Annotated in this window: 8 protein-coding genes and 4 pseudogenes; 7 read left to right on the forward strand and 5 right to left on the reverse strand. The window is 63.4% G+C overall.

The window, feature by feature from the left end; genetic code table 11:
• Positions 1-65: 65 nt before the first annotated feature.
• Both ACIBG0_RS38265 and ACIBG0_RS38270 read left to right on the forward strand, forming a co-directional pair.
• Positions 66-809, forward strand: a complete 744-nt coding sequence (locus ACIBG0_RS38265; RefSeq protein ID WP_397039898.1) for a recombinase family protein — start codon at positions 66-68, stop codon at positions 807-809.
• Positions 810-879: 70 nt separating this feature from the next.
• Positions 880-1,869: a hypothetical protein gene (locus ACIBG0_RS38270; RefSeq protein ID WP_397039900.1), complete on the forward strand. Its 990-nt coding sequence runs from the start codon at positions 880-882 to the stop codon at positions 1,867-1,869.
• A gap of 149 nt (positions 1,870-2,018) precedes the next feature.
• Here ACIBG0_RS38270 and ACIBG0_RS38275 read toward each other — a convergent pair.
• Positions 2,019-3,009, reverse strand: a pseudogene (locus ACIBG0_RS38275) (Tn3 family transposase); the annotation flags it as partial.
• Here ACIBG0_RS38275 and ACIBG0_RS38280 point away from each other — a divergent pair.
• Entirely contained in the window at positions 2,945-3,418 is a 474-nt protein-coding gene (locus tag ACIBG0_RS38280; protein ID WP_397039958.1) for a hypothetical protein, read from the forward strand. The pseudogene ACIBG0_RS38275 and the gene ACIBG0_RS38280 overlap by 65 nt on opposite strands.
• A gap of 354 nt (positions 3,419-3,772) precedes the next feature.
• Here the strand turns inward: ACIBG0_RS38280 and ACIBG0_RS38285 are convergent.
• A pseudogene (locus ACIBG0_RS38285) lies at positions 3,773-4,259 on the reverse strand (Tn3 family transposase); the annotation flags it as partial.
• A gap of 185 nt (positions 4,260-4,444) precedes the next feature.
• On the opposite strand from ACIBG0_RS38285, the gene ACIBG0_RS38290 reads away from it, so the two are divergent.
• Complete coding sequence (locus ACIBG0_RS38290) at positions 4,445-4,714, forward strand: hypothetical protein (protein WP_397039902.1); 270 nt, start codon at positions 4,445-4,447, stop codon at positions 4,712-4,714.
• 641 nt (positions 4,715-5,355) lie between these two features.
• Here ACIBG0_RS38290 and ACIBG0_RS38295 read toward each other — a convergent pair.
• Positions 5,356-6,500 (reverse strand): IS3 family transposase gene (locus tag ACIBG0_RS38295; RefSeq protein ID WP_397039904.1). Its coding sequence is split into 2 segments (ribosomal slippage): positions 5,356-6,224 and positions 6,224-6,500, totalling 1,146 coding nucleotides; the frame shifts between segments, so codons are not numbered across the junction.
• Positions 6,501-7,046: 546 nt separating this feature from the next.
• Between ACIBG0_RS38295 and ACIBG0_RS38300 the strand changes: the two genes are divergently transcribed.
• From ACIBG0_RS38300 to ACIBG0_RS38310, 3 genes and pseudogenes are all read left to right on the forward strand, one after another.
• On the forward strand, positions 7,047-7,343 hold the full coding sequence (locus ACIBG0_RS38300; protein WP_397039906.1) for a transposase: 297 nt from the start codon (positions 7,047-7,049) through the stop codon (positions 7,341-7,343).
• Positions 7,344-7,440: 97 nt separating this feature from the next.
• Positions 7,441-8,253 carry an IS3 family transposase gene (locus ACIBG0_RS38305; protein ID WP_397039909.1) on the forward strand — a complete coding sequence of 271 codons (813 nt, stop codon included), beginning with the start codon at positions 7,441-7,443 and terminating at the stop codon, positions 8,251-8,253.
• A gap of 606 nt (positions 8,254-8,859) precedes the next feature.
• A pseudogene (locus ACIBG0_RS38310) lies at positions 8,860-9,694 on the forward strand (transposase family protein).
• Between the two features lie 354 nt (positions 9,695-10,048).
• On the opposite strand, the pseudogene ACIBG0_RS38315 reads toward ACIBG0_RS38310, so the two are convergent.
• Positions 10,049-10,439 (reverse strand): annotated as a pseudogene (locus ACIBG0_RS38315) (recombinase family protein).
• A 364-nt stretch (positions 10,440-10,803) separates the two neighbouring features.
• Entirely contained in the window at positions 10,804-11,763 is a 960-nt protein-coding gene (locus ACIBG0_RS38320) for a LysR family transcriptional regulator (RefSeq protein ID WP_397039911.1), read from the reverse strand.
• Positions 11,764-11,780: the final 17 nt, after the last annotated feature.

Below are 11,780 nucleotides of genomic sequence, written 5' to 3' on the forward strand. Positions count from 1 at the left end.
CTGGACATCACCGGGATGTGTTCCGGAATCCGCGTGCGGAACCAGCTTCCGGTACGGTCATCGCCATGATGGTGGTGGATCAGCACCCGGCGAGTGGTTTGGATCTCGGCTATGCGCGGGTCAGCTCGACCAAGCAGAGCCTCAACCGCCAGCTGGTCGTCCTCGCAGAGGCTGGGATACTGGGTCCGCGGATCTATGTCGACAAGACTGGCGCGACCGTCGACCGGCCCGGACTCACCGAGTTGCTGGCTTACGCTCGTCCTGGGGATCGGATCGTGGTGCGCAATTTGCGGGAGGTGCTCAGCCTCATCCACGATCTGCGCGAGCAAGGTATTGGGGTGAAATCCCTTGCGGATCCGGTGCCGATCGATACCGCCGACGAGGGCCTGGGCCGGGTGGCGGTGCTACTGCTTGCGTTGTTCGCAGAGATGGAACGCACGTTCACCGCCGAGCGGGCTGCGCCCGCTCGCGCGGTCGCCGAAGCCGCCGGTCGCCGTGTCGGCCGCCCGGTCGCCCACCCAGAGGACAAGATCGAGTACGCGCGGTTGCGGCGGCGCGAGAACAAGTCGCTGGAGGAGATCGCGAAGAAGACTGGGATCCCGAAAACATCATTGCACCGCTATCTCCGATCAGCGGCGGCCGGCGCCGACGTTCCGACCGCTGGCTTGTCCATGGAATCTGCAGCGCAAGTGGTCCGCCTCCCCGACGAGGTGCATCCGGTAATGGTCACGATGGAATACGAGCATGCCGGTGGCGCGTTTCGGGTGTCAGTGATCGGGCGCGTCGCCCGCGCGGGCACCGACTCATGACGGGACAGCACGGTGTCACTTTCCCGAGCAGATGCCCCGAGCCTGCACTGATCGCAGTGGTGAGGCCCGCTTGAGCAACGGCATCACCAGGGCGTTGGTCAAGATCATGCACGATCTGACTCACGATCTGACTCGCCTGACCAGGAGAGGAGCCGAAGGCGCTGCGGACATCGACTGGGGCGCAGCTCGCTTTGTCAAGGGCGATGTCGATGAGAAGTTGCGCGCCGACCGCCGTGGCGGGCATGAGGTCGAACAGGCAGGAGTAGCGCTGACAGCGACGGAGCGCAGGCAGGTATCCGCTCCCGACCCCGCAGTTGGTCATAGTGGGCGAGTGGCCAGCAGCACGGACGAGTTGGCGGGCAATACGCCCGCTTCGCCGCGAGAGTCGGGTGGGATGTTCGGAGGACCTGGTGACCTGGAGGTGACGACAGGGCTGGGCGCGGAAGTCGACAGTATCGTCTCGTTGTCACCCAAATCTGTGAAGAGGATCAAAGACGTCCAAGACGCCGGCTGGACGATTCGCCTCGGTCCGGCCGGCGAGGGTACTCGCACCCACCGCGCGAGCAAGGTGATAGCGATCGCCGAGGATTCCAGCGCGGAGCACAGAGCATCCGCGATCCTTCATGAAGTGGGGCATGCGCATCCAGAAAGTGAGCGCCCGCCGACGGTTGTCACCTATAACGGGGAAGGGCGAGCCCGGTGGGCGGTCAAATGCGCGCAACCGCATTTCCGAGATGAAGGACAGGCGGTCTTCCATGAGGTCGAAGGTCTATACGAAATCGCTGATAACGGAGGGCCCAGAATACTGCCCGCGTCATCGAAACCGCAGGAGTATCTGAGTATTTATGACCAGCACGTGCGCGGCGAGATGACCAAGGAAACAGCGATTCATGAAATGGGACAGAAATATGCCGACGAAGCACAATCTGACGGACGCACCTACCGTAGCCGCTTCGTAGGGATATACGAGGACGTCTTCGATCAAAACCCCATGGACGAAGTCTTCGCGGAACACGGACCGATCAACGTCACGGTGAGCTGGCCCGGCGGAGCTCCGTAGCGTCGATCCAGGGATGGCCGGTGCGGATCCATAAGGCAGGCACCCGAACGGGCTCCAACGCGATCGGCAGGCACCGATGGACTGACTGCACTGCCTCACCCATGCGAACTGTCCGCGCGGCCAGGCCCCCGGCGCGTCCCAGAGGTTTCTCAGCCTGCGAGTCGTTCCAGGGTGAGGTCCAGGCGGGTGTTCATGTCGAGACGGCAGCGCCCGTTGGGGTTGATGTTGGACCAGAACAGCGGGCTCAGTGCGCGGCGTTCGGTGTCGCCGACCAGGTCGTGGAATTCCGGGGCTTCCAGGACGGCTTGCAGCAGAAGGGTATTGATGTGCACCATCGCCGATTGCAGTAGGTGCAAAGCGAGCATCGATACCTCGGCGTGCTCGCGGTCGGCGCCGGTGAGCTGGGAGTCCTTGCCGTAGAACACGACTGTGTTGGCTGAGTTCCAGTTCTCCACCACCTGCAACCCGCTGTTGATCTCTCTTCTGAGTTCTTCCGATGCCAGATAGTCGCAGGCGAAAATCGTTCGCACCGCTCGCCCCAGCTCCTCGAGGGCCTGGTAGGTGGGGTGTTTCGGGCCACCGCGGGTGGACCGCCGCAGGATCGACTCGCTCTCGGCGGTGCCCAGGCGCAGCGCGGTTGCGTATTTGACCATCTGGTCGTCCTGCTGGGCGATGAGTTCCCACCGGATCGGTCGTGTGAGCACCGGTCCCAGCTCCCCGTGCACTGCGGTGTCGTCGGGCCGGTACAACCGGATCGAACCGATGTTCTTCAACCGGGGCAGCAGCTTGAATCCCAGCAGCTCGGTGAACGCGAATCCGACGACCGACGCGCCGTGGGTGTCGACGTAGTTGGCTTCGGTGTCGGTGTCGGTGTCGGTGTCGGTGCGGCAGCAAGCCTTCGATCATCGCCGCGACCTCCGAGCTCGAACACGATTTGAGCTGGGAGTAGATGCAGACGCGGCTGCGTTCGACGTGCCAGTAGATCATCACCCCGGGGCCGCCGTAGCGCTGGTGGTATTGGGGCATCAGGTTCGACTCCCAGGAGCCGAACTTCTTCGAATCGCTGGCACAGGCGGTGCCCGCACCCCACCAGTTCGGATCTCGGGCGGCGAAGGTGGCGTTCACCAGCGTCCTGGTCGCGCCCGCCGCCCGGCGGGCGATGCGAGTGGAATCGGAATACCGACGCGGCGGCACTCTCGCCTATTTCCCCGCCGATGACGTGCACCGCGCCCACGTCATCGGCCGCTGCGAGCCCAGCACCGGCATCGAGCCATTCTCCCGGCTCACCGCCCAGGTCATGACAACCGAACCCCACGCCAGCCCGGGGCGAGTGTTCTGGATCGTCGACAACGCCGCCTCCCACCGCAACTGGGCAGCGGCGCGTCTCAACGACGCCTACCCGAACGCGCACATGGTGCACCTGCCGGTGCACGCGTCGTGGTTGAACCAAGGGGAGGTCTACTTCTCCGAAGGCCACGGTGTCGTGGCACTCACGGTGGCAGACACGAGGTACGGGGTGCCGAGCGGAATCATGGCTCGACTGAGGTAAACCCGGCATAGGTCAGATTCGGGCGCAGGGGGCCGGATGCAAGCGGGGCTCGCGAAAGTGTTCGACCCGTCCCCGGACTTTCCGATCAACCAGAGGAATAGCGCAGGGAACGAATACCTACCCTCCACCAAGCTGGCTGTCATCTTCCCGCCGCCTCCGTGACGCCATGATCAAGAATCCACCCCGGCACCCTGCCTGGAAGTGCTACAGGCCGCTGAGGGTGAGGCGGCTGCTCATGTTGAGTTTGACCTCTCCGTAGGGCAGGACGTGTATCGTCACCCCCCGCGCTTGTCGGCGGCGGTGACGAGGATGTCGCCGGTATCCGGGGTCGTCGATGAGATCTTGGATCATCAGGGTGTTGACGTAGACCAGCGTGCCGTGCCGGACCGCGCCCTCCACCATCGCGTGAACCTCGCTGGCGGAGCAGTTAATCCGCTGCGAGTGGGATCACCACCGAACCCTTCTCCACGCTCCAGTAGATCAGCGCGCCGCGCCCGCCGTAGCGGGAGTGCCACTCGGTGAAGATGTTCTGGTCCCACGACCCGAAATGCGTCGAGTCGCTGGCCACCGCAGTGGAGCCCTCGCCCCACACACTCACTCGGCGAACCCGGAACGTCGCGTTGGCGATCTCGATCGCGATCCGGTGCGCAGTCTCCGGTGTCAGATAGCGGCGGCGCACGTAGCGGATGCCCTCCTTGCTGTGGCCGTGGTCGCCACCGGCGACCGACCGGATGCCGGTGTTGCTGCCGTAGGCATAGAGCCAGAGCAGGAGGCGTTCGGCAAGAACGTCTTCAAGGACCCGGCCCGACCTCGCAACCTGCTCAGGCCCGCCGGCCCACACCGAAGCACCCGGGGTGCGTGATTCCGGGCCGACTGGTTCGGTGTGTGAAATTCGGGATGCGCCCCGAGTTCAACATTCTCGGTTTTCCGGTACCCATGCGCAGCCCCCGGAAGTAATGGCACCTGTAAGTCCGGCTTCCGGCAGGCTTTGGGCCGAGTTAACGTGCTACGCGACAAGCAAATTCGATGACAGGACAGATCATGAAGAAAACAGTTGTCGGTTGTGCGGCCGTGGTGGCGTTCGCCCTCGGGGGCGGTACGGCAATGGGTTCCGCTGCGGCGTCGCCCGGTATTGCGCTGGAACCGGCCCCGGCGAACACATCGGAGATTGCGGTTGCCACCGCCGCTGGTACAGGATCTGTCAATGCCGCGGTGCAGGTGCTCAAACTGCTGGGAATCACCTCAATGTGCACCTTCTCCGCCAACTATCAGGGGTGCAACGGGCAGATGTGGTGACCGCCGCGTAGCGACCGGCCCACCCTTGTAGCTAACCGTGTGCGGGAGAATCGAATACTGCCGCACCTTTCTCTCAGCGGGTGGGCTCGCCTAACTATTCGCGCTCGGCAAGGCCGCTGGTGGCAGCGACTGTCCAACTGCAAGATCATCGACAAGGCGTTGAGAACGCCGCCTGCCCTAGCGACACCGACCGCGCGCTCAACGACACGTTGCGCGGCATCAACTGTGCCGCCCTCAAAACTCCTAGCTCAGCATCGGTGTGCGGACCCGACATGCTCCACGAACGACACCCGGCCACGGTCCTTCCGAGTCATCTGCACATCCACCGCGTCAGACGCAGTCCGCACCCTCCGTGCATATGCCACGCGCCGGACCTTACCTGGCGAGTAACCCAACCCCCTCGCAGGCAGCAAACCACAGGTCAAAACGGTCATCGTCCGACTTCGCGACGAAAGACGTCCCTAGCCGGGCCAGGATGGGGCACCGAACCATCACAGCAGCGCTGCCCTTCTGTATCAGACGCGCTGCCGCACCATCTTTCAAGGGATGGCTTGCCACCACGCACCCGGCCCGGCCTCACTGGCCGGTCCCCGATGAGGCGACCACCTGGTATTGGAGTCCGGGGTCGATTCGATCCAGATTCAGTTGATGCTGCAGGCCACCGGGTGGTGGCTGTGCGTGCAGCGGGCAGCGTACTCGGCCGGAGTGAGATAGCCGAGCGCCGAGTGGCGGTGCCGTAGGTTGTGCTCGGTCTTGAAATCGCCGATCACGACCCGGGCTTCGAGCAGGCTGGTCCAGTGGTTGCGGTTGAGGCACTCGGTGCGCAGCCGACGGTTGAACGACTCGATGTAGCCGTTGTTCCATGGCGTGCCGGGTGGGATGTAGACCATCCCCACCTTGTTCGCGCAGAACTGTTGCAGCGCAATCGAAATCATTTCCGGCCCGTTGTCCATCCGCAGCATCCGCGGAGGGCCACCACTGCTGGTGAACACTTTCTCCAGCTCGGCGACCAGCCGCTCGGCGGTGATCGACCGCTCCACCAGGTGCAGCAGCGACTCCCGCGTGTGCTCATCGATCATCGACGCGATCTTCACCGCCCGCCCATCGACGGTGGAGTCGAACTGAAAGTCCAACGCCCACACCACCTTCGGCGCATCCGCATCAACCAGCGGTGCAGTCGAGCAGCCAGCCCGCTTACGCGGGTGATGAGCGCGCACCTGCAACCCTTCCTCGCGCCAGAGCCGGTGCACCCGTTTCTTATTCACCCCGCTGCCCTCGTCGAACCGTAGCGCCGCCCACGCCCGACGGAACCCGTGGCCCGGATATTTCACCGCGTAGGAACGCAGCCAGGCCCGCAAACCGGTGTCCGGATCGGCCTGTGTCTGCGCGGTCGGCAGCCGCCGATACGTGGACCGATGCAGCCCAACCACCTTGCACGCGAACCGCTCTGACATGCCCATCACCTGTGTGAGCATGTCCACCGCCCGCCGCCTGGCGGCCGGGCTCAGAATTTTCCCCGAGCGATCTCCCGCAGCGCGTCCTTCTCCAGCTCCGCGTCCGCCAACAGCCGCTTCAACCTCGCGTTCTGCTCACGCAGCTCCTTGAGCTCCTTCGCGGCATCGGTGTCCACCCCTCCGTACTGGCGGCGCCAGTTGTACAACGTCGCCGCCGACACCCCCAGATCAGCCGCGATCTGCTCACCGGTTTGCCCGGCAGCAGCCAGCTCGTCGGCACGGCGCAGCTTCCGCACGATGTCCTCCGCGGAATGCCGCTTACGTCCTGCCATGTCCCTCAGTGTCCCTTCCAGCCCTGACCAGGGCCAACAAGGACTCTAATACCGAGCGGTCTCATTCATTGGGAACAGGCCATCACAACCTGCTCACATCTGCCGTCGCTCACCGGTAGTTTTTCCGACGTCGCTGGCACAAATGCCCGCATCACCGATCTGAGTGTCTCCGTTGCCAATACCGACGGGAAACGGATGTTGTGGATCTGCTTGTTCTGGCACGCTTCCCTAACTCAGGCGCTGCTTAAATTTGGCTCAGTAGAGAATTCGACGAAGGATAGTTCTGTAATGCGTATTTCTCGCAATCCGGTATCTGCATCTTTGGCAGCCGGTTCATCTGCACCACCGACACACTCGTCGGCTGTGAACACATCTCGGCCAACGGCCCCTGAAGCGAGTAGCACAACTGCGCATCAACTGGGGTGTGCGCTCGTTGATCTACTTTCCCACCCGGGTGATGCTGGTCGCACCTTCTGGACACCTGCAGCTATGGAGGCTATGCGATTCCCCTCATATCGTGGAGGCCGGACCATAGAGGAAGGCCAGATGGCGGAGAAGAGACGCAAGTTCGATGCGGACTTCCGCGAGGGAGCGGTGCGGATCGTGCGGGAGACGGGGCGCCCGGTCGCGCAGGTCGCCCGTGAGCTGGGGATCAACGAGGGCACGCTGACGACCTGGATGGCGCGGGACCGGCAGCAGCGTGACGGTGCGGCCGGTGACCGGTTCAGTGAGTCCGAGCGTGAAGAGCTGCTGCGGTTGCGGCGCGAGAACGCCGAGCTGGCGATGGAGCGCGATGTGCTCAAGCGATCGGTGGTCCTGTGGGTGAAGGAGGCGACCAAGTGAGCGTGGCCCGGTTCATCGCCTCCCAGAGGACCGAACACGGTGTGCCGCACGCCGTTTGCTGCCGCGCTCTCGATGTGTCCGAGTCGTGGTTCTATAAGTGGCACGACCGGCCGCCGACACCGCGGCAGCAGCGGCGTGCGCAGCTGACCGAGGCGATCCGCGTGATCTTCGATGCCTCGGGCAAACCTACGGCAGTCCCCGTATCGGCGACGAGCTGCGTGAGAATGGCTGGCAGGTGTCCGACAACACCATCGCGCAGATCATGGCCGAAAGCGGCTGGGTTGCAAGGAAAGTCAAACGTAGACACAGCCTGACCAGGCCGGGGAAACGGGCGGTGGCGCCGGATCTGGTGCGCCGGCAATTCACCGCCGTCGCGCCGAACGTGCTGTGGTGCGGTGATGTGACCGAAATACCGACCGAGGAGGGAAAACTGTATGTGGCGTCGGTGGAAGAACGGTTCTCCGGCCGCCTGCTCGGCTACGCCACCAGCGCCCATCACGATGCCGAATTAACCTGTGCCGCACTGCAAATAGCTGCAACCATCCGCGGCGGGGACATCGACGGAGTGATCTTCCACTCCGATAGAGGCAGCGAATACACCGCTGCGGCGTTCAACCGGCTCTGCCGCGCCCTGGGCGTCGTGCAATCGATGGGCCGGGTCGGATCGGCCCTGGACAACAGCCCCGCCGAGGCGTTCAACTCCACCCTGAAAGTCGAGTTCGCCCACCGGCACCGGTTTCGCACCCGCGCCGAGGCCCGGTTGAAGATCGTCACCTGGATCACCGGGTTCTACAACCCAGCCCGCCGTCACTCGCTGTGTGGCGGGAGATCGCCGATCGACTACGAGACCCACATGGCCACCGTCCGAGCGGAGGCCGCAGCAGCCCTGTCACGAGACGAGGCCGCATAAAGGAACTCTCCACACTTCGAGGGGATTGACAGCTACGACGGCAAGAAACGATCTTGAGACTGTGAATTGTTCGGTTGCATTGACTACAAGGCGGTAAAAGTATGAAATCCATTCTGCTGGTGTTTGCGGTTGCAGGTGTTTCGTTGGCTGGAACAGGTCAGGCATCAGCGGCGCAGGAGGAAGTCGCCCATTCATCGACCGGAACCAGTACTGAGAGTTTTCTGCATCAGTTTGTAAGTGGTCTGAGCAATACGGGCAGCAGCAATTCGGGCAGCAACTGCATACCCCCGCTCTGCGACGGACCGAGTGTACCAGTGCGATGAGCGCGGTCTACCGCGCGAGTCAGTTCCGTTCCTCAACCACGACGGTGAGATACGTCGAATTATCCATTCCGCCAGCGCAATTAATTCAGCGAGCGTTTCTGGATGGTTGGCCTGTCGGAAGATATTGACGTGCACTGAGGTGATCTCAGCAACGTAGGCAACGGTTTTCGTGCTCGGCGACGGAAGTTCTTGGGCGACACGCCGTTTGGGATGCTGGAGTTGAAGGTGGAGTCCCCGGTAGATGGGTTCTCACCACAAGATCCGCCCGCCAGAAGGACTCCACGTGATCGCCTATCCTGCCATGCTCGACGTTCCCCGGGAACTGGTCGGGTACGGTGTCGCGGCTGCTGGCCGCCGAACGCCGGGCGCGGGCTACCCGGCGGGGCAGCCGGGCGCTGACCTGCTGGAAGCAGGCGCTTTTCCTGGTGGTGTGGTTCCGCAAGCAGGAAGACCTCGCGGTGCTGGGCGCGGGATTCGGCATCAGCCGGGCCACGGCCTACCGGTATCACGACGAAGGGATCACCGTGCTCGCCGAGCAAACCCCGGACCTGCATGAAGTGCTGACCCACGCGCACGAGGAGGGCTTCGCGTACGTGATCCTCGACGGGAAGGTGTTCGACGCCGATCGCTGCAGCGAGCAGACCACCAGCGTGCGCGGGAAGTAGATCGACCTCTGGTATTCCGGGAAAGCCCACACTCACGGCGGCAACGTCCAAGCACTTTCTGCACCAACGGGATTGCCGCTGTGGGTCGCCGATGTCGAGCCGGGTTCGGTACACGACCTGGTCACCGCGCGTGAACAGGTCCTGGCCGCGCTGTACTGGGCAACATCGCAGCTGGATCTGCCGACCCTGGCCGACGGCGGCTACCACGGTGCCAGCATCGGCGTGCACACGCCGATCAAACAACCCACTGACGGCCGGGCACTGGATCCGGACAATCGCACCTACAACGCCCTGCTGCGCGGGCTGCGCTGCCTCGGCGAACGTGGCTTCGCCGTCCTCGTCGGCCGCTGGCGCGCCCTACGACATTTCACCTGCAGCCCAACCAAAATCGGCACCATCGTCAAGAAAGTTGGTGAGATCACTTCACTCTCTGAGGCTGAATGCTGCACGTGACCACTGCTCGCGCACAGCAGGTGCTGTGACTGGATATGGCCAACCTCACCCGGCCAACAGCAAACGAATCAACCCAAGTCCGAGACTACTCTGCGACCAGCCACCTGTCTTCGTCATCGAGGCGGGAGAACCGTACCAGCTCAACGCGAAACAATGCCCGCTGCGTCCATAGCCTCATTCGCCAGTCACGCCGACATGAAATCACCCACAGCTCAACACCGCTCGATATTCAGCGCTCAGCACCGGATCAGGCGAATCTCAACCCCCGCTAGACACACCGTCCCCACCTTCGCTGCGACAACATCAAGAACATGTATTCTACGAATACGCGCAGGTCAGCAGCCTATTCCGCCATCAATGGTCGGTAAATTCGAGGCGGCCCAAGTCTTCCCGGCACGGTCCGAGCTTGGGTTTCGGCCCGCCCGACTGGCCGCGGGCATGGGCGGCGGCCATGCCGTCACGGGTGCGCTCCGACATCAGGGCATGCTCGAACTCGGCGATTGCGCCGAGGACTTGGAAGAACATGCGTCCGACCGCGGTGGATGTGTCTGCCCTGGTCGAGTACCACCAGGTCCACACTGCGGACCTGCAGTGTGTTGGAAAGCTCGATCAGGTGCGCAAGGGTGCAACCGCCGCGGTCGAGTTTGGTGATCACCAGCTGACCGTTCGGCCGGTTCGCTACCAGCAGCGCCTTGCCGAGTTCGGGGCGGATGGCGAGTTTGCCGGATGCCTTGTCGAGGAAGATCTGCTCGCACCCGGCGGCGCTGAGCGCGTCGCGCTGGGATCAGGGTGCCGGTCAGCACTGGACACGCGTCCAGCACTCGCCCTTGGTTCTCGCGCGGATCCGGACCCAACACAGTCCCACGACATCGACCTGCAACGACGGCTACGGACCGTCTCTGAAGAACTGACCGGCGAGACACTCCCACTCGACTGATCGATAAGGGTCGTGCACCCACTCCGTTGGGAATCGGTACCCGATGCAGCGGCGGAAGGTGTTGCGAAGGAAGCGAATCCGATGGCGCTACCCGGGGGTGCGACATTGCCGGCCGCATGTTGAATCGTGCGGTACGGCCGGTTGCCTCGACGGGCGGGAACAGGCATCGCCCTCAATCGCGACCGCTGATCACGCGGTCAGGAATCGAAGCTGTGTGCCCCTTGACGATCTCGGTTTGTTCCGAGTTCTCGAGAAGTTCTGTGATGCTGCGAATCGCTCCGCTGCTGATCGAGTTTCGGCGGCGGACGAGATGTACCGGGAGTATGAAGTCCGTGCTGTCGACGTCCAGTAAGTGCAATCGCCCCGCCCGTAATTCGGGTTCGATGCCGCTTTCGGGGAGGAGCGCGAGGCCGAAACCTGCTTCGACCATCCGTGCCTGTGCTATCAGGCTATCGATCGATACAACCTCGGTGGTCGCGAGTAGATCGGCACCCAGGATCTGCGTCAATGCGGACGAGTAGGGTTCGCGGGCCTCGCCGGGCCGCGGGGGAAAGGTGATCCAGGGTCGTTCGGCCAATTCGCGTGCCGAAATTCTGGCCCGCCTTGCCAGTTCGTCGTCCGCCGCACAGACCGGCACGAGCCGCTCGTCGTAAATTCTCCGCGATTCCAGATCGGGGTGGGTATCGAGGTCGTAGCGCAAGCCCAAAGTCGCGTCACCGCGGCGAACCAGCTCACTGACTCCGGTGCTCGTCGCGGTGCGCACGCGAAGCCGAACGCCGGGGTGCGAGCATCGAAAGTCGCGAAGCCGAGCGGCCAGTTCGGTGTTGGCGAGGGTGCCGACGAATGCCAGTGTCACCTCACCGATGGTCTCGTCCTGCAATTCACGGATGGCGTGGACGCCGTCCTGCACGGAGACGACCAGCTTCTCGGCGTGCGGCAGAAAGGTGTGTCCGGCGACGCTGAGGACGACACCACGGCCGACGCGCTCGAACAGCGGGGCACCCAGTTCCCGTTCGAGCAGATGGATTCTGCGTGTGATCGCTGGTTGGGAGACGTGCAGCAGCTCGGATGCGCGAGTGAAACCGCCTTGGTGGGCGACGGCAAGGAATGCCTCAACCTGATCGAACTGCATACCAATCAGGATAGCTG

Origin of the sequence: Nocardia sp. NPDC050630, from assembly GCF_044457245.1 — a bacterium.
Taxonomy (GTDB): Bacteria; Actinomycetota; Actinomycetes; order Mycobacteriales; family Mycobacteriaceae; genus Nocardia.

Excerpts from the sequence above, each read along its gene's own strand:
- ACIBG0_RS38265 (WP_397039898.1), top strand. The coding sequence starts at position 66 with ATGATGGTGGTGGATCAGCACCCGGCGAGTGGTTTGGATCTCGGCTAT.
- ACIBG0_RS38290 (WP_397039902.1), top strand. The coding sequence starts at position 4,445 with ATGACAGGACAGATCATGAAGAAAACAGTTGTCGGTTGTGCGGCCGTG.
- ACIBG0_RS38300 (WP_397039906.1), top strand. The coding sequence starts at position 7,047 with ATGGCGGAGAAGAGACGCAAGTTCGATGCGGACTTCCGCGAGGGAGCG.
- ACIBG0_RS38320 (WP_397039911.1), bottom strand. The coding sequence starts at position 11,763 with ATGCAGTTCGATCAGGTTGAGGCATTCCTTGCCGTCGCCCACCAAGGC.